This window comes from Streptomyces sediminimaris (assembly GCF_047049295.1).
GTDB classification, from domain to species: Bacteria; Actinomycetota; Actinomycetes; order Streptomycetales; family Streptomycetaceae; genus Streptomyces; species Streptomyces sediminimaris.
This window is the reverse complement of the sequence record NZ_JBJWOT010000001.1, coordinates 1,102,853-1,126,093: the sequence shown is the minus strand read 5'-3', so window position 1 is coordinate 1,126,093 and position 23,241 is coordinate 1,102,853. Positions and strand designations below refer to the sequence as shown.

Genomic DNA, 23,241 nt, shown 5'->3' with positions numbered 1-23,241 from the left:
GGTGGTTGACTGCGCTCGATTTCCCGTTCCGGCCGAAAATTCTGCCACGGACCGGGCCAACTGGCTCCCCGCGCTACCCCATCCGGTGGCTTATGGCGCCCATAGCGTTATTCGCCCTTCCGATTTCCTGATTATTTCACTGTCCGGCTCTTGGTACTGACCAGCTGTCACCAAGCTCTGAACCAAGTCGAGGAGAGTGGAATCAATGACGACATCGCCGAGATGGCGATCTGTCCTGGCGTCAGCCACCATGGTCGCCGCGCTCGCCACCACCCCACTGGCGACCCCGCTGTTCGCCTACGCGCAGGACGACGCCGCCCCGATGCCCCCGCACCCGGGGCAATCGTCCGGAACAGCCCCTGAATCGCAGCCGGCGGAGGCGGTACCGCAGGCCCACCCGGCAGATCCCCCGCCCGAGGGCAAGCCCGAGAAGCCCGGGCACGGTTCCAAGCCCGGGAAGCCGGGGAAGCCGGGGAAGCCTGGGAACGAGGCCAAGCCCGAGAAGCCCGGGCATGGCTCCGGGCCCGAGAAGCCCGGGCATGAGTCGAAGCCGCAGAAGCCGGGACATGAGGCCGAACCGGAGAAGCCCGGGCACGAGTCGAAGCCGCAAAAGCCGGCCCACTGGGACAAGCCGGCGAGGCCCGAGCATCCTTCGAAGCCGGAGTACCCGGCGCACCCGGTGAAGCCCGAGCATCCGGTGAAGCCGGAGTACCCGGCGCACCCGGTGAAGCCCGAGCACCCGGTCAAGCCCGAGCACCCGGTCAAGCCCGAATACCCGGTCAAGCCCGAATACCCGGCCCATCCCGTGAAGCCGGAGCTTCCTTCGAAGCCGGTCTACCCGGTCTACCCGGTGAAGCCGGAGCGGCCCGCCTATCCGGCGTATCCCGTGAAGCCGGAGCGGCCCGCGTATCCCGTGAAGCCTGAATATCCGGCCCGGCCCGCGAAACCGGCCTTTCCCTCGAAGCCCGTTTACCCGGTGCTGCCGCAGAAGCCGGTGTACCCGGTGAAGCCGGCGTACCCCTCGAAGCCTGAGCTGCCCGCACTTCCTGAGAAGCCGGCCCTGCCCGCCCGCCCTGCCAAGCCGGTGTATCCGGTGAAGCCGGCGATGCCCGTTTATCCGACGCGACCCGTGCTGCCCGCGTACCCGGTCAAGCCCGTGCTGCCCGCGTACCCGGTCAAGCCCGTGCTGCCCGCGTACCCGGTCAAGCCCGCTTACCCGGTGAAGCCGGCGATGCCTGCATATCCGGAGAGGCCCGCCTACCCGGTGAAGCCGGCCATGCCGGCGTACCCGCAGAAGCCCGAGTACCCCTCGAAGCCCGCGTATCCGGCGAAGCCGGAGCGGCCCGCGTATCCGGCGAAGCCGGAGCGGCCCGCGTATCCGGCGAAGCCGGAGCGGCCCGCGTATCCGGCGAAGCCGGAGCGGCCCGCGTATCCGGCGAAGCCGGAGCGGCCCGCGTATCCGGCGAAGCCGGAGCGGCCCGCGTATCCGGCGAAGCCCGAGCGGCCCGCGTATCCGGCGAAGCCCGAGCGGCCCGCGTATCCGGCGAAGCCCGAGCGGCCCGCGTATCCGGCGAAGCCCGAGCGGCCCGCGTATCCGGCCAAGCCCGAGCGGCCCGCGTACCCGGCCAAGCCCGAGCGGCCCGCGTACCCGGCCAAGCCCGAGCGGCCCGCCCACCCGGCCAAGCCTGACTACCCGGCTCACCCGGTCCGGCCGGACCACCCCTCGCAGCCCATGCGGCCCGACTACCCGTCGAGGCCCGACCTCCCGTCGAGGCCGGACCACCCGTCCCTCCCCACGAAGCCCTCGAAGTAGCACCGGGTCTCCCGCTGCGGGAAGCCGCAGCGAGGGAACCGCCTCGCCGCGTCCGTCGGCACCGGAGACACCGACAAGGCGGTACGGGGCGGTCATGCGAAGGGCGCCTGACAGACAGCGGTTCTGTCAGGCGCCCTTCGCATGACCGGAGTACCGGCACCCGGTCACGGCCACGCCGTCACCGCGGCCACCGGACCGGCGGTGTTCGCGCTGGGCACGTTCACCGCCTACGACGACACATCGCTCACGTCGCCCGCCCACGACGGCACATCGCTCAGCAGTCCCGGCGACTGGGCGATCTCCTGTTCGGCGGCTTCGATGATCGCGAGTACGGCGGCCGCCGCGGCAGCGGGGTCGCGGGCCTCGACGGCCTCGACGACGGCACGGTGACCCGGCAGTGAGGCCTCCACCGCGCCGGGGGTCTGGGTGCTGACGTGGAAGCTGTGTTCCAGTGCGATGTCCACGGCGCGGCCCAGTGAACCGAGGAGACGGTTGCCGCCGGCGTCGAGCAGGGTCCGGTGGAAGGCGGTGTCGGCCTCGACGTAGCCGCTGCGGCCGGGGGTCGCCGCCGCGGCCTCCATGGCCGCCAGGCAGTCGTACAGGGCCCGTACATCGTCGGGCCCGGCCCGGTCGGCGGCGAGCCGGGCCGCCTCGGGCTCGACGATCCGGCGCAGCTCACCCGTGTCGCGCAGCAGAGCCGTGGCGTCCCCGGCCAGTTTCCAGCGCAGCACGTCACGGTCCAGGTGGTTCCAGTGCTCCGGGGGCAGCACGCGCGTGCCGGTGCGCGGGCGCACGTGCAGCATCCCCTTGGCCACCAGGGCCTTGACCGCTTCCCGCACCACCCCGCGGCTGACGCCGATCTCGGCCGCGAGCGCGTCCTCGACCGGCAACGGATCCCCCGGCTGCCACGCGCCGGCCACGACACGCCGCCCGAGCTCGTCGACCACGCGCTGGTGCATGGTCAGGAAGTGCACCACGATCTCCGCTCACCCCCTGGACGTCATTCATCGAATCATTTAATGATTGCGTCACAGAGTACGGCCTGCGGGGCCTCAGCCGGCAACACCCCGTGGGGAAGCGGGCGACGCCGGGAGCCGAACGACGCCGGAGCCAGGGGAGTACGTACATGACCGACGGTGGGAAGACGAGCCGGCGCAGCCAGGCATGGTTCGGCGCACAGGGCCGCAGCGGGATGGTGTACCGCTCCTGGATGCGCAACCAGGGACTCGGGCACGAGGTGTTCGACGGGCGGCCCGTCATCGGCATCGCCACCAGTGCCTCTGAACTCGCCCCGTGCAACGCCCATCTGACCCGCGTCGCCGAAGCCGTCAGGCGCGGCGTGTGGCAGGCGGGCGGGCTGCCGCTCCAGTTCCCCACCATGGCCACCGGCGAGACCCTGATGCGCCCCACCGCCATGCTGTACCGCAACCTGATGGCCATGGAGGTCGAGGAGCTGATCCGGGCCAATCCGCTCGACGGCGTCGTGCTGCTGTCCGGCTGCGACAAGACGACCCCCGCCATGCTCATGGGCGCCGCCAGCGTCGACCTGCCCGCCGTCATGGTCACCGGCGGGCCGATGCTCAACGGCAAGTACCGGGGCCAGGACGTGGGATCGGGCACCCACGTGTGGAAGTTCGAGGAGGACCTGAAGACCGGCCGGATGACCGAGGAGGAGTGCTTCTTCGCGGAAGGGTGCATGGCCCGCTCCAACGGCCACTGCATGACGATGGGGACCGCCTCGACGATGGCCTGCATGGCCGAGGCGCTCGGCATGCAGCTGCCGGGCTCGGCGGCATGGCCCGCGGTCGACTCCCGGCGGATGGAGACCGCGCAGGCGGCGGGGCAGCGCATCGTGGCGATGGTGGAGGAGGAGCTGCGCCCCTCGCAGATCATGACCCGGCGGGCGTTCGAGAACGCCGTCCGGGTCAACGCGGCCATCGGCGGCTCCACGAACGCGATCATCCATCTCACCGCCATCGCCGGACGCGTCGGCGTCGACCTGGGCCTTGCGGACTTCGACGACCTGGTCCGCGCGGTGCCGACCCTGGTCAACCTGATGCCCAGCGGCACGTACCTCATGGAGGACTTCTGCTACGCGGGCGGGCTGCCCGCCGTCATGGCCGAACTGCTCCGCGGCAAGCTGCTGCACGGGGACCCGGTCACGGTCACCGGACGCACCGTCGCCGAGAACACCGAGGACGCCGAATGCTTCGACTCCGACGTCATCACCGGCCTCGACGACCCCTTCCAGCCGGCCGGCACCGGAACCGCAGTCCTTCGCGGCAACCTGTGCCCGGACGGCGCCGTGATCAAGCAGTCCGCCGCCTCACCGCACCTGCTCACCCACCGCGGCCCCGCGCGCGTCTTCGACTCCCCCGAGGCATACCACGAGGTGGCCGACGACCCGGACCTCGACATCGACGAGAACACCGTCATCGTCATCCGCAACGCCGGCCCCAAGGGCTACCCCGGCATGCCCGAGGTCTCCAACGTCCCGCTGCCCGCGAAGCTGCTGAAGGCCGGCGTCAAGGACATGGTGCGCGTCTGCGACGGCCGGATGAGCGGCACCGGGTACGGGACCGTGGTCCTGCACGTGGCACCCGAGGCCGCCGTCGGCGGACCTCTCGCCCTGGTGCGCGACGGGGACCCCGTCGTCCTCGACGTCCCGAACCGCACCCTGCGCCTGGACGTGGACGACGCCGAACTCACCCGGCGCCGGGAGGCGTGGAGGCCGCCCGCCGAGCGGCACGCCGGCGGCTACGCCTGGCTCTACACCCAGAACGTCGAACAGGCCGACCAGGGCGCCGACTTCGGTTTCCTGCGCGGAAGCCGTGGACACGAGGTCCCCCGCGACTCCCACTGAGTCCCCCGGCCGCCCGTACCACTCGCGAACAGGAGAGCACCGATCGTGGAATCGGCAGCAGCGCGCCCTCGTCCGGTCCTCACGGCCGGCTCCGTCCTGCCCGAGGACGCCGGCCGAGCCGTCCTCGTCGCCCGTGTCCATGATCCGGAAGGGGACGGACCGTGTGTGGCCGCGGTCCGCGGGGAACGGGTCGTCGATCTGACGGCCATCGCCCCCACCGTCTCCGACCTGCTGGAACGCGAGGACGCGGCGGCAGTCGTCCGTGAGGCCGACGGCGGACGCGCCTGGCGCCTGGACGAGCTGCTGGCGGCACCACCCGGTCGTCGTGACGTCGCGCACCTGCTCGCCCCCGTCGACCTGCAGGTGATCAAGGCCGCGGGCGTCACCTTCGCCCGGAGTCTGCTGGAACGCGTCATCGAGGAGCGCACGGGCGGCGATCCGGCGCAGGCCGCTCGGGTGCGGGCCCGCGTGAAGCAGGTGGTGGGCGGCGCGCTCGACGGGATCCGTCCCGGATCGCCGGAAGCGGACAAGGCCAAGGAACTGCTCGTCTCCGAAGGACTGTGGTCGCAGTACCTGGAGGTCGGGATCGGGCCGGACCCGGAGGTGTTCACCAAGGCGCCGGTACTGTCCGCGGTCGGCACCGGCGCCGACATCGGCGTCCTCGGCGCCTCGGTGTGGAACAACCCCGAGCCCGAGGTCGTCCTCGTCGTGGACTCGTGCGGCCGGGTACGCGGCGCGACGCTCGGCAACGACGTCAACCTCCGCGACATCGAGGGACGCAGCGCCCTGCTGCTGTCGCGCGCGAAGGACAACAACGCCTCGTGCGCGATCGGCCCGTTCGTCCGCCTGCTCGACGACGGCTTCGACCTCGGCACCGTACGCGGGCTCGACGTCGACCTGCGGGTCGACGGCACGGACGGCTACGTGCTGCACGGCAGCAGTTCCCTGCGCGAGATCAGCCGCGACGTACTGGACCTGGTGGCCGCCACGCACGGTCCGCACCATCAGTACCCGGACGGTTTCGCGCTGTTCACCGGAACGCTGTTCGCCCCCACCGAGGACCGGCAGGCACCCGGCGCGGGCTTCACCCACGAGTACGGCGACATCGTGCGGATCTCCAGCCCGCGGCTCGGCGCTCTGGTCAACACCGTCGTCCCCAGCGAGCAGGCCGCGCCGTGGACCTTCGGCGTAGGAGCGCTGATGCGCAACCTCGCCCGGCGCGGCGTGCTGTGAGACGACCGCGTGCCCGGCCGCGCGGCCGCGCGTGCGCGGCGCTGCCACTGCCGTGACACGCGCCGCGCACACCCGGTTCAGGCGCGGGCGGCCGGCTCCTGTGCGACCGAGGCGTGCAGGCGCCGCGTGTGATCCACCCGGCGCTCCGCCCCGGTCAGCGTGACTCTGGCCGTCAGGCGTGCATCCGCGCTGGAGGCGGCCAACCGCAGCTCCAGCTCGCCCGGTTCGACGACGCGCCGGCCGTCGCGTCCGGTGAAGGAGGCGAGGTCGGCCGGGACCGTGACCCGGACGCGGCGGGCCTCGCCCGGCTCCAGGTCGACCCGGGTGAAGGCGACGAGGCGCTGCACCGGCTGGACGACGGAGGCGACCGGGTCGTGCAGATAGAGCTGGACGACCTCGGTCCCGGACCGCGCGCCGGTGTTGCGGACGGTGAAGGCGAGGGCGAACTCGCCGTCCGTGGGGGCCTCCCGGGTCCGCACGGTCAGGTCCGTCCAGTCGAACCGCGTGTAGGACAGGCCGTGGCCGAAGGCGAACGCGGGAGTCGGGTCGACGTTGGACACGTCGTTGGCGTGGGCGAGCCGCGCCCCGAGGTACGTGGCCGGCTGGGAGCCCGGCCCGCGCGGCACGCTGACCGGGAGGCGTCCGGAGGGATTGACCCGGCCGCTGAGCACCCCGGCGATCGCGTGCGTGCCCTCCTCACCCGGGAAGAAGGACTGCACGATCGCGGCCGACTCCGCCACGGCGCGGCCGAGGGCGTACGGCCGTCCGGCGAGCAGCACGGTGACCACGGGTGTCTCCAGGTCGAGCAGGCTGTCCAGCAGCTGCTGCTGCGCACCGGGCAGGGCCAGCTCCTCGACGTCGCATCCCTCGCCGCTGGTGCCCCGCCCGAAGAGCCCGGCACGGTCGCCCAGCACCACCAGGGCGACGTCGGCCTCGCGTGCCACCCGGGCGGCCTCGCCGAGGCCGGAGAGATCCCCGTCGTCGATCCCGGTGCCGCGGGCGACCGTGATCTCGGCGTCCGGGAACTCGGCGGCGAGAGTGTCGCGCAGCGTGGGCAGTTCGATGCCGAGCGGTGTCCCGGGATGGCGCACGCCGATGTGCTGGGGGAAGGAGTAGCAGCCCAGTACCGCCGTGGGCTCGGTCGCGTTGGGACCGATCAGGGCGATACGGCGCGGCCCGGCCAGCGGCAGGGAGCCGTCGTTGCTGAGCAGGACGACCGCCTTCTCGGCGATCTCGCGGGCCAGCCGACGGTTCTCGGGCCGGTCCAGGTCGACCGTGCCGCGCAGGGCGGCCGCGTCGTCCAGGTCGGCTCCGTCGAGCGCGGCCGGCACCGGGTTCCAGTCCTTGTCGAGCAGGCCGAGCATCGCCTTCTGGGTCAGCACCCGGCGCAGGGCGCGATCGACCAGGGCCTCCGGTATGCGGCCGTCGGCGACGGCCTCGGCCAGGGGCGCGCCGTAGGTCTTGACGTTGGGCAGTTCCACGTCGATGCCCGCGCGCAGCGCCGCGCCGGCTGCGCCGGCCCAGTCCGCCGCGACGCCGTGCAGTGTCCTCAGGAAGGCGATGGCGAAGTAGTCGGCGACGACGGTGCCGTCGAAGCCCCACGTGCCGCGCAGCAGCCCGGTGAGCAGGTCCTCGTCGGCCGCGGAGGGCACGCCGTCGGTGTCGGTGTAGGCGTTCATCACCGACCGGGCGCCGCCTTCCCGGATCGCCATCTCGAAGGGAGGCAGCAGAACGTCGGCGCGCTCCCGCGGGCCCACGGAGGAGGGGGCGAGGTTGCGGCCGGCGCGGGAGGCCGAGTAGCCGACGAAGTGCTTGAGGGTGGCGACGATCCCGGCGGACTCCAGGCCCTGTACGTATGCCGTCCCGACGGTGCCGACGAGGTACGGGTCCTCGCCGATGGTCTCCTCGACCCGGCCCCAGCGGGCGTCGCGCACGACGTCCAGGACGGGCGCGAGTCCCTGGTGGACGCCGACGGCGCGCATGTCGCGGCCGATGGCGGCGGCCATGCGCCGCACCGTGTCCGGATCGAAGGTCGCGCCCCAGGACAGCGGAACGGGGTAGGCCGTCGCCCCCCAGGCGGCGAAGCCGGCCAGGCACTCGTCATGCGCGAGAGCGGGGATGCCGAACCGGTTGGTGGCGGCGATACGGGTCTGGGTGCGGGCCAGGGAGAGCGCACCCAGGGCGGGGTCGACCGGACCCGTGCCGAAGGGCCGGGTCAGCTGGCCCAGTCCGGTGGGCAGGAGTGCGTCGAGATCGACGGCCTCCTCCATGTCGTGCTGATGCGGGGCCACTTCACCGCCCTGGTCGGAGGCGCCCACCCACACTCCGTACAGCTGGGCGGTCTTCTCGTGAAGGGTCATCGCGTCGATCAGGGCGTCGACCCTGGCGGTGACGGGAAGCGCGGGGTCGTTCCAGAGGGGGATCACGGGGGTGTTCTCTACAGCCACGTTGGCGTTCACTTTCCTCCCACGCCCGTCAGGCCCTTGACCAGGGCGCGACGGGCGAACAGGTATGCAGGTCGGGCCGTCCGAGCCACCAGCCGTCCACCGGCCACGGCGTCGGTGCCGGCGTCGGCGTCGGTCAGCGGCTGAATCCGGCGGTCAGACCGCTCAGCAGCTGGCGGCGGCCGAACGCGTAGAGCACCAGGACGGGCAGTGTGGTGAGGACGACGGCGGCGAGGACGGCGGGGACATTGACCCCGTACTGGCCCTGGAAGGTCCACAGCGCGAGCGGCAGGGTCCGGCGCTCAGGGCTCTGCGTGAGGACCAGCGGCAGCAGGAATCCGTTCCAGATGGTCAGGGCGTTGAAGATGGTCACGGTGAGGATGGCCGGCCGGGTGAGCGGTGCCGCCAGCCGCCACAGGGCCGTCCATTCGGTGGCGCCGTCGACCCGCATCGAGTCGAAGAGTTCATTGGGCACGTCGCGGATGAAGTTGGCGAGCACCAGCACGGACAGCGGGATGGCGAAGGCGATCGACGGGAGGATCAGCGCCAGCAGACTGTCGTACAGGTGCAGTTTGATGATGATCAGGTAGACCGGGATCACCGTCGCCTGCAGCGGGATGGCCAGGCCCATGAGGAACAGCCCGTTCATCGCCCGCAGGACCCGCATGCGCCAACCGCGCACGATGGCGTAGGCGGCCATGAAGGAGAACACGACCGCAGGCACCACGGCGCCGGCGGTGACCACGACGCTGTTCAGGAAGTAGCGGAGGAAGTCGGACTCGATGACCAGCCGGTAGTTGTCCAGTGTGGGGTCGCTCGAAGGCACCAGCGGGTTGCTCGCGTAGTAGCGGCTCTGGACCTTGAGACTGGTGATGACGGTCCAGTACAGGGGTACGGCGACGACGGCGAGCCAGAGCCATCCGGCCAGGCCGCCGGCCCAGTTGCGCCGGCGGGCCGACGGAGGGGAGTGGCGTTGCCGTTCGCGGCGGGTGGCCTTCTGCGGTCGTCGCGACTCGGTCAGCATGGTGGTCACGTCAGGCCCCCTCGAGTTGGCTCGCACCGGCGTCCCGGCCCCCCAGCCGGCGCAGCAGCAGGGCGAGGGCCAGCCCCACCAGGACCAGGATGACCGCGATGGCGCTGGCCGGACCCATCAGGCTGGCCTGGAACCCCCGCTTGTACATGTCCAGTGCGAGGACGCGGGTGGCGTCGCCGGGGCCGCCTTCGGTCAGGATGAAGATGAGGTCGAAGAAGGTCAGCGAACCGACCACCATCAGCGTGGACGAGGTGATGACGGTGTATTTCAGCTGGGGCAGCGTGATGCTGAAGAACTGCCGGACGCGTCCGGCTCCGTCCAGCTGCGCCGCCTCGTACAGGGACTTCGGGATCTGCTGGACCCCGCCCTGGTAGATCAGTGAGTGGAACGGGATGAACTGCCAGGAGACGACGAAGACGACGACCCCGAAGGCGAGTCCGGGCCGCCCCAGCCAGTCCTGGCTGAGCGCGTGGATCTTCAGCCCGGCACCGAGCCCGAAGTTGGGGTCCAGCAGGGCCTTGTACGCGATCGCGATGGCGGCCGAGCTGAGCATCAGCGGGACGAAGTAGATCACGCCCAGCACCGCGCGGTAGCGCTGGCGGCCGGCCAGGAACGTGCCGAGCAGAATGCTCAGCGGCGTCTGGACGGCCCAGGAAACGGCCATCACCAGGAACGTCACCCAAAGGGCGTGCGGCAGCCCGGGGTCGGTGAGCACCTTGCGCCAACTGGTCAGCCCCGAGGGGTGGATGGCGCCGATCCCGTCCCACGTGGTGAAGCTCAGCGCGAAGACACCGACGAGCGGAATCACGGCGAAGCCGACGAACATCACCAGCGCCGGCGTCGCCAGCCACGGCAGGATGCTGCGCGGTTCGCGACGCGGCGGATGGCCGGTGAATGCGCTCATTTGGCGGTGACCGCGTTGAGGTTGTGGGCGAACTGCTGCGGTGAGATGGACAGTTGGAACAACTTGACGATGTTGTCGAGCAGGGTCTCGGCGGCCGTCGGGCTGAGCGCCTGGTCCCAGGACTGGCCGAACACCTTGGCCTTGCTGGCGATGCCGTAGGTGAACTGCAGGAAGTCGGCGCTCTTGGAGGCGGCGAGCAGCTTCTCCGTACCCAGCCGGATCGGAACCGCCCCGGTGCCGATCCACTTCTTCACCTCCGCCTCCTGGAGGACGCCCCGGGCGAAGAAGTCCTTGGCGATCTTCTTCTGCTCGGCGCCGGCCTTCGAGGAGATGGACAGGTACTGGGCGGGGTTGCCGACGGTGTCGCTCGGATCGCCCTTGCCGCCTTCAACGGGCGGGAAGGTCATGTAGCCGAGCGAGCCGCTGGGGACGAAATCGCCGCCGTCGGCCTGCTGGATGCCGTACGACCAGGCGCCGTGCAGCATCATCGCGGCCCTGCCGGTGTACAGCAGTGCCTGGTCGGCGTTGGAGTCCGCGGTGATCGAGGAGAAGCCCTTGACGAATCCGTGGGCCTTGACCAGTTCCTGCACCTTGGTCAGCGCGGTGATGGCGTCCGGGTTGGACCAGGCGTTCTTCTCGCCCTCGATGATGGCCTGGAACACCTGCGGACCGCCGATGCGGTCGAAGAGGAACTCCAGCCACATCATGTTCGTCCACCGGGACTGGCCGCCGAGGGAGAACGGCGCTATGCCCTTGGCGTTGAACTTCGGCACCAGCGCCATGATGTCGCCCCAGGACTGCGGCGGTTTCACACCGACCTTCTCGAAGACCCTCTTGTTGTAGTAGAGGATGATCGGCTGCACGGTCTCGCACGGCATCGCGTAGATCTTGCCGTCGACGGTCGCCGCGCCGAACGAGGACGGGAACAGCCGCTTCTTGACCTCGGAGTGCTCGTCGAACCACGAGGTGAGGTCCTCGACCTGGCCGGCTTTCACGTAGGTGCGCAGCGTCCCGCCGCCCCAGCCCCAGATGATGGTGGGCGCCTGCCCGGCACCGATCGCGGTCTTGATCTTCGTCTTGTACGCGTCGTTCTGGAAGGTGGTGTCCTTGATCTGTTCCTTGGGGTGGGCCTTGTTGAACGCGTCCACCGCGCCGGCCCTGACGCCTTCCTGCGGCTGGCCGTTCAGGTACCAGTACGTGGCCGCACCGCCGTTCTTGCCGGGACCGGACGAGCCGCAGGCCGCCAGTGCCGCGGAGACCGGCACGCCGGCGGCCAGGCCGAGGAGGGTACGTCGGGAGAGCGCCATGTTGTTTCTCCGCACTCGAGAGCCACCGGCTTCTCGTGAGTCAAGGGGAAAAGGGTCTCGAAAGTTTTCGAAAGTTGCGCCTTCAAGTTCTGTTGGTGCAAGTTAGATTTCGGGTTGAGGCCCTGTCAAGGCATGTGCATGCACGTTGTCGAGCAGTGGTTAACTGCCTAATATCGGCAAACGAGACCCTTGTGGAGCTCCGAACAGGCATCGAAAGGTTTCGAAATCCGTACGGCTTGGCGGCGACCTGCTCCCCGACGCGACTGCCTGTCGAGGTCGAGGACGGCCCGGCACCTCCCGGACGAGGCCGGTGCCGGGCTGCCGTACGGTTGACCGGTTCCACCCGCGTTGCCGGCCCGAGCGGCGGCTCACCACGCCGGTGGACGTACAGCTGGGGAGGAACCGATGCGACCGAACGCCAGACGCACCACGTTGGCGGACATCGCTCAAGCGGCCGGGGTCTCCGTCGCGACCGTGTCCAAAGTGGTCAACGGCCGCGGTGACGTGGCACCGCACACCCGCACCCGGGTGCAGGAACTGCTGCACCAGCACCACTACCTCGCGCCCGTGCTCCGCCACACCGAGGCCGTCCAGAGCCCGGTCATCGAGGTGCAGTTCCAGGGCGGCCTGAAGTCGTACGTGGCCGAGACCCTGGAGGGCATCGTCGACTCCGCCGCGGAGTCGGGGGCCTCGGTGGTGATCAGCAGGGCGTCCCGTGCCCCGCACTGGGCCCGGGACCTGGTCTCGGCCGGGCGCCGCGCGGTCATCGCGGTCACCAGCGTGTACACCGCGGCGCACCTGAACGAACTGGCCAGGTCCGGGCTGCCGCTGGTCGTGCTGGACCCCCTGCACCTGCCGGACAGCCGGGTCCACAGCGTCGGGGCGACCAACTTCGCCGGCGGCCTGGCCGCGACCCGGCACCTGCTCTCCCTGGGCCACCGCCGTATCGCCTATCTCGGCGGACCGGCCATGGCCGTGTGCAACCAGGCACGCATGCACGGCTACCGCGCCGCCATGGAGGCGGAAGGGGCGCGGGTGCCCGACGCCTACGTCCGGCCCGGAGAATTCACGTACGAGACGGGGCTGCTCGGCGCCACGGCGCTGCTGGGCATGTGGGAGCCACCGACGGCGGTCTTCGCGGGCAACGACGAGATCGCGCTCGGTGTCATCGAGACCGCCCGCTGCCGGGGGCTGCGCATCCCCGAAGACCTGAGCGTGGTCGGCTTCGACGACACGAGCCTCGCCCAGATGGCCTCACCGCCGCTGACCACCGTGCGCCAGCCGCTGCGCGAGATGGGCGGTGCGGCCCTGCGCACCGCCCTCCGGCTGGCCAACGGCGAAAAGGTCGAGTCCCACCACATCGAACTCGCCACCGAACTCGTGGTACGCGCCTCGACGGCGCCGCCCCGCGAACAGGCTCCGGCGCCCGGGTGATCGGTCCGCCGGGCCGGCCGCCCGGAGCGCGGGAGGGCGGGAGCGGCTCCGGGCAACCGGCCCGGGGCTCTAGAAGAAGCCGAGCTTCTGGGGGCTGTAGGAGACGAGGAGGTTCTTCGTCTGCTGGTAGTGCTCCAGCATCATCTTGTGGTTCTCGCGACCGATGCCCGACTGCTTGTAGCCGCCGAAGGCCGCGTGGGCCGGGTAGGCGTGGTAGCAGTTCGTCCAGACCCGGCCCGCCTGGATGGCCCGGCCCGCGCGGTAGGCGGTGTTGATGTCCCGGGTCCACACGCCGGCGCCCAGGCCGTACAGCGTGTCGTTGGCGGTCTTGACGGCGTCGTCGAAGTCGTCGAAGGACGTCACGGAGACGACCGGGCCGAAGATCTCCTCCTGGAAGATCCGCATGCGGTTGTCGCCCTCGAAGATGGTCGGCTGGACGTAGTAGCCGCCCTTCAGCTCACCGTCGTGCTCGATGCGTTCACCGCCGGTGAGAACCTTCGCGCCCTCCTGCCGGCCGATGTCGAGATAGGAGAGGATCTTCTCCAGCTGGTCGTTGGAGGCCTGGGCGCCGATCATCGTGCCGGTGTCGAGCGGATGGCCCGGCTTGATCAGCTCGGTGCGGGCGACGGCGGCCTCAATGAACTCGGCGTAGTTGCCGCGCTGGACGAGCGCCCTGGACGGGCACGTGCACACCTCGCCCTGGTTGAGCGCGAACATGGTGAAGCCCTCGAGGGCCTTGTCACGGAAGTCGTCGTCGTGCGCCCATACGTCGTCGAAGAAGATGTTGGGCGACTTGCCGCCGAGTTCCAGGGTGACGGGCTTGATGTTCTCGGAGGCGTACTGCATGATCAGCCGCCCCGTCGTGGTCTCGCCCGTGAACGCGACCTTCGCCACCCGCGGGCTGGAGGCGAGGGGCTTGCCGGCCTCCACTCCGAAGCCGTTGACGATGTTGACCACACCCGGCGGCAGCAGGTCCGCGATCAGGCTCATCCAGTAGTGGATGGAGGCCGGCGTCTGCTCGGCGGGCTTGATGACGACCGCGTTGCCCGCGGCGAGCGCGGGCGCCAGCTTCCACGTCGCCATCAGGATGGGGAAGTTCCACGGGATGATCTGCGCGACCACGCCCAGCGGCTCGTGGAAGTGGTACGCCACCGTGTCGTCGTCGACCTCGCCGAGCGAGCCCTCCTGCGCGCGGATCGCGCCCGCGAAGTAGCGGAAGTGATCGATGGCGAGCGGGATGTCGGCGGCCAGCGTCTCGCGCACCGGCTTGCCGTTCTCCCAGCTCTCGGCGACCGCCAGCTGCTCGAGGTTCTCCTCCATGCGGTCGGCGATCTTCAGCAGGATGTCGGAACGCTCGGTCACCGACGTGCGGCCCCAACCCGGTGCGCTCGCGTGCGCCGCGTCGAGCGCCCGCTCCACGTCCTCCGCCGTGCCGCGCGCGATCTCGGTGAACGGCTGCCCGTTCACCGGCGACGGGTTCTCGAAGTACTGCCCGCGCAGCGGCGGCACGTACTCGCCCCCGATGAAGTGGTCGTAGCGCGCCTGGTAGGAGACGATCGCGCCGTCGGTGCCGGGCGCCGCGTAACGGGTCATGCTGGTCTGCCTCCTTCGCAGCGCTGCCCGCCGTTGGGCAGCTTTCCCCGGGAGGCTAGGGAGGGCGACGTTGCAACCACGTTGCCGTGAGCGCCGGGACGGGCTCCGGGGGCACTACGCAGGCGCGGCACCCCGGCGCCCCGCGTCGCCCGGCCAGTCGCCCGGGGCCGCCAACTCGGCCTCCAGCGCGGTCAGACGGGCCCGGACCGCCGCCGTCGGACGGACGGCGGCCAGCGCCTGCCAGATGGCCAGGTCCTCCTCGCCCCAGGGCGCGTGCGCCCAGTCGGAGAGCAGATCGGGATCGCGGCGGGCGATGAGCGCGGTACGGAGGCCGTCGGCGAGGCGACGCCTGAGCCGCACCACCGCCGGTGCCTGCGAACCCGGCAGCAACGGTCCCGCGTACGCCCTCGCCGCCGCCGTGACCGCGCCCGTCTCCAGCCGCCGCTCCAGGACGGCGGCATCGCTCTCGACGGGAACGGTCAGCCGGTACGGCCGCGAGCCCAGCAGCCCGGGTCCCAGCACCCGCCGCAGCCGGGCCAGTTCGGCACGCAGCGTCACCGGCGTCACCGACTCGTCCTCGTACAGCGCGCACAGCAGCTCGTCACCGGTCAGCCCCTCGGGGTGCCGGGCCAGCAGCACGAGGATCTCGCTGTGCCGCCGGCTGAGTCTGATCCCGCGCCCACCGGTGAGCAGGTGCGCCTCGTCCCGTCCCAGCACGCTCAGCTCGGGCGTGTCACGGGCGGGCCGCTCCGGGGCGAGCAGGGCCAGCTGGGACTCGGCGGCCCGGGCGACCGCCTGCACGAAGCCCAGGCTGTGCGGATGCGCGAGCCCGTCCCCGCCGGTGATGTCCACGGCACCGAGCACCCGCCCGGTGCGCGGGTCGTGCACCGGAGCCGCCGCGCACGTCCACGGCTGCACGCGCCGGATGAAGTGCTCGGCCGCGAACACCTGTACGGGCCGGTCGACCGCGACCGCCGTTCCCGGCGCGTTGGTCCCCATCGCCGTCTCCGACCACCGGGCACCCGGCACGAAGTTCATCAGCCCCGCATGCCGCCGGGTCGCCGGATGCCCCTCCACCCACAGCAGCCTGCCGTGCGCGTCGCACACCGCGAGCAGATGCTCCCCGTCCGCCGCGAACGTCCCCATCAGCTCCCGGAACAACGGCATCACCCGCGCCAGCGGGTGCTCCGCCCGATAACTGCCCAGGTCACCGTCGACGAGCTCCACGGTCGCCGTGCCGTCGGGCCCCACGCCGGCCCGTGCCGAACGGCGCCATGACTCGGCCACCACCGAACGCACCGGCCGAGGCACCGTCCCGGCCTCGGTGAACATCTCGTGCGCGCGGCGCAGCATCCGCATGCGCTCGGCGGGGTCGGTCCCCGGCTCCAGGGCCACCCACGGATCGGTCAAGGCGCCCTCCCCGGCAGTGGTACGGCAGTGACACGGCAGTGACGCGGCCGCGATTCGGCTGGGGGACATCGTCACTCCGAGTACGCGCGCGGACAACCGTTTCGACCGCGATCAACCCGAAGGGGGACCGTGCCGCCGAGGTCAGGCGAAGTTGACGAGCCTTATGTAGCGCGTCCAGTCCCAGTCGGGCCCGGGGTCGGTGTGGTCCGTCCCGGGCACCTCGTAGTGCCCGATGATGTGCGCGCGGTCCTTCGGGATTCCGTACGTGTCGCAGACCGCCGCGGTGAGTCCGGCCGACTGCTCGTACAGGGCGTTGGTGAAGTACTCGGGCCGGTCCACCCATCCCTCGTGCTCGATGCCGATGCTGCGCGTGTTGTAGTCCCAGTTGCCCGCGTGCCAGGCGATGTCGGACTCCCGCACGCACTGCGCCACATGCCCGTCGGCCGACCGGACCAGATAGTGGATGGACACCTGCTTCGCCGGGTTCTGGAAGATGGACAGCGCGTCGGCGTACGTCTCCTGCGTGACGTGGATGACCACGTAGTCGATGGGATAGGCCGTGGGGCGGTTCGAACGGGTGTAGTTGGAGGTGCTGGCCGGCTGCCACTCGGCGCCGGGGTAGTCGACGGCCCGGGTCTGCGCCCCGGCCCGTGGGTCGGGGAGTAACGCGTACGGGACGGCGGCGAGGGCGGCGCCCTTGAGGAACCGCCGTCTGCTGGTGGCCGGTCCTGACCGTTGCATGAGGCCGTGCCTTTCCGTGAGGGGGTGGGGGTCTGTGCGGCAGGGGCCCGTGAGGGGCCGGGCTGACACGCGCGGCGGGGGACGGGCCGGGCGGGCCGGTCGCCGGAGGCGGCACTCAGCCCCGCAGGGTGGCCGCCATCTCCCGCAGCTGCGCGTGCATCCCGCGGTGAGTCTCGCGCGCCGGCAGCCACTGCTTGCGGATCTTCGCCACGCACGTGTAGTTGGTGTCGCAGACATTGGCCAACGGTGACTCGACCGCCTGGGTCGCGAACTGGTACGCGTCCAGTTCGCCGAAGCCGTAGTCCCGCACCAGCCACTGCACCAGGTCCAGCTGCGATATCCGGAACGCGTCCTCGAGCGGGCGTGCCGAACCCGTCGAGACGATGTGCGTGTCCGATTCGATGCGCGGCCAGGGTGTGGCGACGCCCTTCAGCAGCTCCACGATCACCACGGTGTTCATCGCGCACTCGACGGCGACCCCGCAGGTCTCGCCCTCCCCCTGGCGCGCGTGCCCGTCGCCGAGGCTGAGCAACGCGCCCTCCACGTTGACCCCGAGGTAGCAGGTGACACCCGCCCGCATCTCCGGGGTGTCCATGTTGCCGCCGTGCGCGTCGGGCACCAGGGCCGAGCGGACCTCGAGATTGGCGGGCGCCACTCCGACGGTGCCGTGCATCGGGTCCATGGGCAGCTCGGCCTCGATGCCGCTGTCGCGGGCCGTGAACAGCGCCGTGCGCCGGGCCCGGTCCAGCTGCCAGATCCACACGGTCTCCGGCAGGGGCGGCTGCAGGGTGGCCGTGGCGTGCGTGGAGGTGAGCGCCCCGAACAGGGGGACGGTCGTCGACGCGGCCCAGTCGCGGGCCGGTTCGATCGACACGAAGTGCACGGCGACCGTGTCGCCGGGTTCGGCGCCCTCGACGTGGAAGGGCCCGGTCTGCGGGTTGAGGAAGGGAAACTCGCACACCTCGGACACCAGGTCCTTCTCGGACCGCACCCGCCCGGCGAAGCAGTCCTCCGTGTACAGGTCGAGGACCGTGCCGGGCGCGATGCGCGCCACGGGCGGTGCGCCGCCGAAGGTCCAGGCGTACTCGTCGGGCCGGGGCCGGACGGTCAGGATGCGGGGGTCGCTCATGCTTGCGCTGCTCCGTTCTGCGCGGGTTCGGTCAGGGCGGGTTCGTCGAGGTGGACACGGGCGGTCTCGGCCATGCGCTCGGGATGCCGCCGCATCAGCACGAGCAGCACCACGACACCGGCGGCCATCCACACCCCGACGATCGGTCCGGCGTACGACACCGGGGCCGTCAGCTCGGTGACGAAGTCGAAGGCGGGCAGTCCCGCCGCGGTCAGCAGCGCGGGCACGAACGCGACGATGCCGAGCAGGGGCAGCAGCAGATGCCGCAGCGGGTCGAACCTCTCCCGTCCACGGCGCAGGAAGTACCCGGCGCAGGCGAGGTTCACGATGATGTACACGCCGATCACCACCGTGACGATGACGGTCGCGAGGAGCAGGAAGGCCGTCACCGGGTCGTAGGCCAGTCCCAGCCCCAGCGCGGCCCCGACCGCGACGGCGCTCTGTACGGCGATACCGGCGACGGGGGAGCGGTGCCTCGGGTGGAGCGTGGCGAAGAGGCGCGGCAGGACGCGGATGCGGGCCAGGGCGAAGGCCGTGCGGGTGGAGACGTTGGCGCACGCGTTGGCGTTGGCGATCGTGGAGTTCACCACGGCCAGGAAGACCAGCACCCAGAACAGGCCGAACGACGCCCGTGCCACGCCGTCCCAGGACGCCTCGCCGGAAGCCCCGAACCTCGCGAACCGGTCCGGCCCGAAGTAGACCGTCATGGCGTAGGTGGTGATCACGTAGAAGAGGCCGATACCGAGGGCCGCGCCGAGAACCGCGCGGTGCATCGTCCGGCGCGGGTCCCGTGTCTCCTCGGCGAGCGGTGCGGCGGCCTCGAAGCCGGCGAAGGCCAGCACCGTGTACACCGATCCGGCGAAGACGCCGCTGACGCCCTCGTAACCCTGGGCGGTGTGGGAAGTGCCGAACACCGTCAGGGTGTTGTCGCCGCCCGCCTTGGCGATGAGCCAGACGGCGAACACCAGGAGGACGAGAACCTCGAAGACGCCGAGGACCGTGCCGAAGCGGGCCGAGGCGCGCACTCCGAAGTACCCGGCGGCCCCGATGATCGCGACACCCGCCAGCGCCCAGGGCCACCACAGGTCCGCCGGATACGAGGACCACTCCTGGTGCAGGGTGCCCGCCGTGGTGAAGCCGAGCTGCAGAAGCAGCAGTGGCGGCACCAGCGCCTCCACGAACACGTACCCCCAGCCGACGAGGAAGCCGACAGCCGGGTGCAGGCCCCGCGCCGCATAGGTGGACACCGAGCCCGCGGCCGGGAGTTCCCGCGCCAGCTCGGCCACGCAGGACGCGGTGAACAGACAGGCCACCAGTGCGATCAGCACGGCCAGCGGCAGACTGCCGCCGGCGAAGGCCGCGCCGGACGGGATGGAAGCGGCGACCGCGGCGGCCGGCGCCATGGCCGTGATGCTCTGGAACAGGACCTCGCGCAGCCCGATCGCGTCGCGCCTGAGACCTGCGACCGCGTCCCCCGACATGTGAATCCCCCTCAATCCACGCCGACATGCCCGGCGCCGCCCGTCTCGACGGGTGCGCCTCGCGTGATTCACGGTACGGCGCTTGCGAGTTGGGCAGAAGGGCCCGGCGTGCTTCGGTGGACGCGGCGGCGGATGTGGAAAACCCGGCCACTCGTACGGGTGAGGCCGGTGCCCCGCGGACTACCGCACGCGTCGCAGGTTCGCCGAGAGATGGTGCTGCAACGGCCGGCCGACCGCGGCCATGTCGAAGACGAACGTGAGGCTGTCGCTGTCGGTCAGGGTGTAGCGGCGGCGGGTGGCGTCGACCTGCTTGGCCGTGGGGGTGAGGGCCACCTCGTGGGCGGAGAGGTCGATCGTGCCCTCGGCCGCCGACCCGATCGCGATCTCCGCGGTGCCGGTGGGCTGGGTGATCAGCGCCTCCACCCGTCCGTCCGGCTGCAGCCGCCACCAGCCGCTCTCCCTGGCCGCCGGACGCAACGGCACGTCATCGGCGTCGAGCAGCCAGGCCCGCGCCTCGTAGCGGAGGAAGGGGCGCCCGTCGTGGCTGAAGGTGACCTCCTGCCCGTACGAGAAGTCCGCGTCGAGCGTCGGGTACTCGCCCTGGCCCCGGCCCTGCCACGTGCCGAGCAGACCGAGCACGGGCGCGAGCAGCGCGTGCGGTGGGGGCGCCGTGTCGGGCCGGTGGCTGTCGGGGTAGGGGTGGGCCGGTACGGGGTCGAACACGGTGGTGCTCCTCTGGGCGGGTGCGTCGCGGGTGCGGAAGGTGACGGACTCGTGCGGGTTCGGGCGCGAGCGCGGGTGTGGGTGCGGGTGCCGTACCGGCGGTGGCGCGGGTGTCGGTCTGGTGTGGGTGGGTGGTGAGGGTGCCGGTCTGGTGTGTGTACCGGTGGTGGCGCGGGCGCCGGTCCGGTGTGTGCCGGTGGTGGTGAGGGCGTCGGTGGTGGCAGTTGGCGGTGTGCGTACCGATGGTGGTGTTCATGCCGGCGGTGGTGCCGGCGCCGGTGTGTGCTCGTCCTGGTGTCCGGCGACAGCCTAGCTAGGCGTGCCACCCTCAGGTCCGCGCGCCCACCGCTGCGGGATCGTCCAGCACCGCCCGCACCACCGAGTGCGCCGCGCCCAGCAGCGGCCCCTCGGGGCCCAGCCGCGACACGGACACCGGGCAGGCCGGACCCGCGGTGCGCCGGTCCAGCTCGGCCTCCAGTGACGGCAGCAGCCACGGCGCCAGCCCGGCCAGCGCGCCGCCGAGCACGACGCCCTCCGGATCGAGCAGGTTGACCGCCCCGGTCAGCGCGATACCGAGCGCCGTGCCCGCGTCGCGCAGCGCGTTGCGTACGTCCTCGTCGCCCGCGGCGGCCCGGCCTGCGAGCAGCCCGACGCGGTCCTCGCCCGGCTCCAGGCCGGCGGCGCGCAGCACCGCCTCCTCACCGGCGTACTGCTCCAGGCAGCCGCGCCCGCCGCACGGGCAGGCGGGCCCCTCCGGCCGCACCGGCACATGCCCGAGCTCGCCCGCGAAACCGCGCGTCCCGCGCAGCAGCCCACCGGCAACGACGACCGCCGCGCCGATGCCGATCTCCGCCGAGACGTGCAGGAAGTCCCGGGGGGTGTTCTCGCCGAGCCACAGTTCGGCGAGCGCGCCGAAGTTGGCCTCGTTGTCGACGGTCAGCGGGATGTCGTCGGGCAGCACGGCACCGATGTCGGTGTCGTGCCATTCGAGGTTGGGAGCGCGTACGACGGTGCGGGCGTCGCGTGCCACCAGTCCCGGCACGGCCACCGCGAGTCCCGCGGGCCACAGCCCCTCGCCCTCCGTCTCCGCCACGACCCGGCGTACCAGTCCGGTGAGTTCCTCGAGCACCGGCTCGGGCGAGCGCCCGCGGTTCGCGCCGTGCCGCACGGCACGCGCGCGTACCCGCCCGCGCAGGTCGACCGCGCAGACGGCGAGGTGATCCACGCCGATTTCGGCGCCGATCCCGGCCGGACCGCGCCCGCTGACGGCGAGCGCCGAGCCGGGACGGCCCACCCGGCCGGGGCGTTCCGGGCCCAGCTCCTCGAGCAGCCCGGAACGTATGAGCTCATCGACCAGGGTCGACACAGCTGCCCTGGTCAGTCCGATGCGCGAGGCGACGGCGGCGCGGGAGAGCGGTCCCTCGGCGCTGACGGCGTGCATCACGCGCGCGAGATTGCGGTGGCGCATGCCGCGCTGGGTGTCGGGCAGCACCCGTCCCGGGCCGGCCGGCTGGACCTCGTGCAGCGGTGCGGTCATGCCCCCGTCCTCAACGGCTCTCCGTGCTCCGCTCCAGCAGCGGGGCCGCGTCGGAGAGTACCCCGGCGATCCTCGCCAGCGTCTCCTCGTCCCGCTCCACCGCCTCCAGCACCGGGCCCGCCGCGGTGTTCCAGCGCCGGGCGACCGCGGCCGGGTCCTCGCCCGTCAGCAGCGCCGCGGCCTGCGCGGCGGCGCCCAACGCGACCAGTTCCTTCGCCTCAGGGACCTGCACAGGGCGGCCCGAGAGCCGTCGTACGGTCTGCTGCCAGGCCGTGCCCCGGGCGCCGCCGCCGATCAGCAGCAGCGGGACCGAGCGGTCCGCGTCCTGGTCGAGCACCAGGTCGAGCGCGCCGAGCAGGGAGTGGACGGCCCCGTCGTAGGCGGCCTGCAGGAGCTGGCCGCCCGTGGTGTCGTGGCGCAGGCCGTGCAGCAGGCCCGAGGCGCTCGGCAGGTTCGGCGTGCGCTCGCCGTCCAGGTAGGGCAGGAGCGTCACGCCGGTGGCGGGTTCGACGGCCTCGCGGTCGCGTCCCAGCAGGGCGGCGACGCGGTCGACGGCGAGCGTGCAGTTCAGGGTGCAGGCCAGCGGCAGCCAGTCGCCGCGGGCGTCGGCGAAGCCCGCCACCGTGCCGGTCGGGTCGGCGGGGCGTCGCGTGGTGACGGCGTACACCGTGCCCGACGTGCCGAGGCTGAGCACGGGGGTGCCGGGCCGCAGCCCGAGCCCCATCGCGGCGGCCGCGTTGTCACCGGTCCCCGGCGCGACCAGGGTGCCCTTGGAGAACGGCAGGTCGTGGCCGTCGCGCACGGTGCCCGCCACCTCGCCGGGCCGGACGACGCGGGGCAGCAAGGCGGGGTCGAGCCCCACGTGGGCGAGGGTCTCGTCGTCGTAGGACTCCGTTCCCGAGGCCCACCAGCCGGTGCCCGAGGCGTCACCGCGGTCGGTCGTGCCCTGTCCCGTCAGCCGCTCGGTGAGGTAGTCGTGGGGCAGGCGCACCGCCCGGGCCGCGCGCGCCGCCTCCGGCTCGTTCTCGGCGAGCCAGGCCCACTTCGTGATCGTGAAGGACGGGCCGGGGACACTGCCGGTGCGCTCCGCCCAGGCCTTCGGCCCACCCAGCTCCTCGACCAGCCGGCGGGCCTGCGGCGCCGAGCGGACGTCGTTCCACAGCAAAGCCGGGCGCACCGGCTCGCCCCGCTCGTCCAGCGTGACTAGGCCGTGCTGCTGCCCGCCGATCGAGACCGCGGCCGCCTCGTGAGCCGCGTCGCCGCACTGGCGCAGGGCCTCGCACAGGGCGTCCCACCACTGGCGCGGGTCGCTCTCGCGGCCCGCCCCGGAGGAGACGGTGTGCGGTGCCTGACCGCTCGCGACGACCTGCCCGGTGGCCGAGTCGACGACGAGCGCCTTGGTGGACTGGGTGGACGTGTCCACGCCGACGACGAGCGGACCTTCGGCAGCTGACATCGGGATCTCCCTTTTTTCGCGACTCTACGGGACGAAGACATGGGCTCTGTGCTGACAGAGACATCTTGTCTCTTCCCAGAGGTGCGTCCGCATACTAATTTGTAAACTGCCATGACGAAATAGTCGGAGCAAGCAAGTCG

Annotated in this window: 17 protein-coding genes; 4 read left to right on the top strand and 13 right to left on the bottom strand. The window is 71.7% G+C overall.

Annotation, left to right across the window (positions count from 1 at the left end; translation table 11 throughout):
* Window positions 1–205 precede the first annotated feature (205 nt).
* Window positions 206–1,813: a hypothetical protein gene (locus tag ACJ9NR_RS05160; protein WP_412512680.1), complete on the top strand. Its 1,608-nt coding sequence runs from the start codon at window positions 206–208 to the stop codon at window positions 1,811–1,813.
* Between the two features lie 227 nt (window positions 1,814–2,040).
* Here the strand turns inward: ACJ9NR_RS05160 and ACJ9NR_RS05155 are convergent, their stop codons facing one another.
* Entirely contained in the window at window positions 2,041–2,772 is a 732-nt protein-coding gene (locus ACJ9NR_RS05155) for a FadR/GntR family transcriptional regulator (RefSeq protein WP_412490509.1), read from the bottom strand.
* 167 nt (window positions 2,773–2,939) lie between these two features.
* On the opposite strand from ACJ9NR_RS05155, the gene ACJ9NR_RS05150 reads away from it, so the two are divergent.
* Both ACJ9NR_RS05150 and ACJ9NR_RS05145 read left to right on the top strand, forming a co-directional pair.
* The gene (locus tag ACJ9NR_RS05150) at window positions 2,940–4,676 is read left to right on the top strand and encodes an IlvD/Edd family dehydratase (protein ID WP_412489523.1); all 1,737 of its coding nucleotides are present in this window, start codon (window positions 2,940–2,942) and stop codon (window positions 4,674–4,676) included.
* 45 nt (window positions 4,677–4,721) lie between these two features.
* Complete coding sequence (locus tag ACJ9NR_RS05145) at window positions 4,722–5,909, top strand: fumarylacetoacetate hydrolase family protein (RefSeq protein ID WP_412489524.1); 1,188 nt, start codon at window positions 4,722–4,724, stop codon at window positions 5,907–5,909.
* A 77-nt stretch (window positions 5,910–5,986) separates the two neighbouring features.
* Here the strand turns inward: ACJ9NR_RS05145 and ACJ9NR_RS05140 are convergent, their stop codons facing one another.
* The 4 genes from ACJ9NR_RS05140 to ACJ9NR_RS05125 form a co-directional block, all read right to left on the bottom strand.
* Window positions 5,987–8,368 (bottom strand): beta-xylosidase/alpha-l-arabinosidase, encoded by a 2,382-nt coding sequence (locus ACJ9NR_RS05140; protein ID WP_412489525.1) that lies wholly within the window; start codon window positions 8,366–8,368, stop codon window positions 5,987–5,989.
* A gap of 121 nt (window positions 8,369–8,489) precedes the next feature.
* On the bottom strand, window positions 8,490–9,386 hold the full coding sequence (locus ACJ9NR_RS05135; protein WP_412489526.1) for a carbohydrate ABC transporter permease: 897 nt from the start codon (window positions 9,384–9,386) through the stop codon (window positions 8,490–8,492).
* Between the two features lies 1 nt (window position 9,387).
* Window positions 9,388–10,290 (bottom strand): carbohydrate ABC transporter permease, encoded by a 903-nt coding sequence (locus ACJ9NR_RS05130; protein WP_412489527.1) that lies wholly within the window; start codon window positions 10,288–10,290, stop codon window positions 9,388–9,390.
* The gene (locus ACJ9NR_RS05125; protein WP_412489528.1) at window positions 10,287–11,597 is read right to left on the bottom strand and encodes an extracellular solute-binding protein; all 1,311 of its coding nucleotides are present in this window, start codon (window positions 11,595–11,597) and stop codon (window positions 10,287–10,289) included. Before ACJ9NR_RS05125 ends, ACJ9NR_RS05130 begins: the two co-directional genes overlap by 4 nt.
* 405 nt (window positions 11,598–12,002) lie before the next feature.
* On the opposite strand from ACJ9NR_RS05125, the gene ACJ9NR_RS05120 reads away from it, so the two are divergent.
* Window positions 12,003–13,031, top strand: coding sequence for a LacI family DNA-binding transcriptional regulator (locus ACJ9NR_RS05120; protein WP_412489529.1), 1,029 nt, complete (start codon window positions 12,003–12,005; stop codon window positions 13,029–13,031).
* Window positions 13,032–13,100: 69 nt separating this feature from the next.
* Here ACJ9NR_RS05120 and exaC read toward each other — a convergent pair whose 3' ends face one another.
* The 8 genes from exaC to xylB form a co-directional block, all read right to left on the bottom strand.
* Window positions 13,101–14,624, bottom strand: coding sequence for an acetaldehyde dehydrogenase ExaC (gene exaC, locus ACJ9NR_RS05115; protein ID WP_412489530.1), 1,524 nt, complete (start codon window positions 14,622–14,624; stop codon window positions 13,101–13,103).
* Window positions 14,625–14,738: 114 nt separating this feature from the next.
* Complete coding sequence (locus ACJ9NR_RS05110; RefSeq protein WP_412489531.1) at window positions 14,739–16,034, bottom strand: GAF domain-containing protein; 1,296 nt, start codon at window positions 16,032–16,034, stop codon at window positions 14,739–14,741.
* Window positions 16,035–16,175: 141 nt separating this feature from the next.
* Complete coding sequence (locus tag ACJ9NR_RS05105; RefSeq protein WP_412489532.1) at window positions 16,176–16,775, bottom strand: N-acetylmuramoyl-L-alanine amidase; 600 nt, start codon at window positions 16,773–16,775, stop codon at window positions 16,176–16,178.
* 115 nt (window positions 16,776–16,890) lie between these two features.
* A complete protein-coding gene (locus ACJ9NR_RS05100) occupies window positions 16,891–17,904 on the bottom strand; it encodes an acetamidase/formamidase family protein (RefSeq protein ID WP_412489533.1) in 1,014 nt (337 codons plus the stop codon).
* The gene (locus tag ACJ9NR_RS05095; RefSeq protein ID WP_412489534.1) at window positions 17,901–19,385 is read right to left on the bottom strand and encodes an APC family permease; all 1,485 of its coding nucleotides are present in this window, start codon (window positions 19,383–19,385) and stop codon (window positions 17,901–17,903) included. Before ACJ9NR_RS05095 ends, ACJ9NR_RS05100 begins: the two co-directional genes overlap by 4 nt.
* Window positions 19,386–19,565: 180 nt before the next feature.
* Window positions 19,566–20,108 carry a heme-binding beta-barrel domain-containing protein gene (locus ACJ9NR_RS05090; protein ID WP_412489535.1) on the bottom strand — a complete coding sequence of 181 codons (543 nt, stop codon included), beginning with the start codon at window positions 20,106–20,108 and terminating at the stop codon, window positions 19,566–19,568.
* Between the two features lie 328 nt (window positions 20,109–20,436).
* Window positions 20,437–21,645, bottom strand: coding sequence for an ROK family protein (locus tag ACJ9NR_RS05085; RefSeq protein ID WP_412489536.1), 1,209 nt, complete (start codon window positions 21,643–21,645; stop codon window positions 20,437–20,439).
* Between the two features lie 10 nt (window positions 21,646–21,655).
* A complete protein-coding gene (gene xylB, locus ACJ9NR_RS05080) occupies window positions 21,656–23,101 on the bottom strand; it encodes a xylulokinase (RefSeq protein ID WP_412489537.1) in 1,446 nt (481 codons plus the stop codon).
* Between the last annotated feature and the right edge of the window lie 140 nt (window positions 23,102–23,241).

Bases quoted from the DNA above. Each gene is read 5' to 3' on its own strand.
- ACJ9NR_RS05160 (WP_412512680.1), top strand. From the start codon at position 206: ATGACGACATCGCCGAGATGGCGATCTGTCCTGGCGTCAGCCACCATG.
- ACJ9NR_RS05155 (WP_412490509.1), bottom strand. From the start codon at position 2,772: ATGCACCAGCGCGTGGTCGACGAGCTCGGGCGGCGTGTCGTGGCCGGC.
- ACJ9NR_RS05150 (WP_412489523.1), top strand. From the start codon at position 2,940: ATGACCGACGGTGGGAAGACGAGCCGGCGCAGCCAGGCATGGTTCGGC.
- ACJ9NR_RS05130 (WP_412489527.1), bottom strand. From the start codon at position 10,290: ATGAGCGCATTCACCGGCCATCCGCCGCGTCGCGAACCGCGCAGCATC.
- ACJ9NR_RS05125 (WP_412489528.1), bottom strand. From the start codon at position 11,597: ATGGCGCTCTCCCGACGTACCCTCCTCGGCCTGGCCGCCGGCGTGCCG.
- ACJ9NR_RS05120 (WP_412489529.1), top strand. From the start codon at position 12,003: ATGCGACCGAACGCCAGACGCACCACGTTGGCGGACATCGCTCAAGCG.
- exaC (WP_412489530.1), bottom strand. From the start codon at position 14,624: ATGACCCGTTACGCGGCGCCCGGCACCGACGGCGCGATCGTCTCCTAC.
- ACJ9NR_RS05105 (WP_412489532.1), bottom strand. From the start codon at position 16,775: ATGCAACGGTCAGGACCGGCCACCAGCAGACGGCGGTTCCTCAAGGGC.
- ACJ9NR_RS05100 (WP_412489533.1), bottom strand. From the start codon at position 17,904: ATGAGCGACCCCCGCATCCTGACCGTCCGGCCCCGGCCCGACGAGTAC.
- ACJ9NR_RS05095 (WP_412489534.1), bottom strand. From the start codon at position 19,385: ATGTCGGGGGACGCGGTCGCAGGTCTCAGGCGCGACGCGATCGGGCTG.
- ACJ9NR_RS05085 (WP_412489536.1), bottom strand. From the start codon at position 21,645: ATGACCGCACCGCTGCACGAGGTCCAGCCGGCCGGCCCGGGACGGGTG.
- xylB (WP_412489537.1), bottom strand. From the start codon at position 23,101: ATGTCAGCTGCCGAAGGTCCGCTCGTCGTCGGCGTGGACACGTCCACC.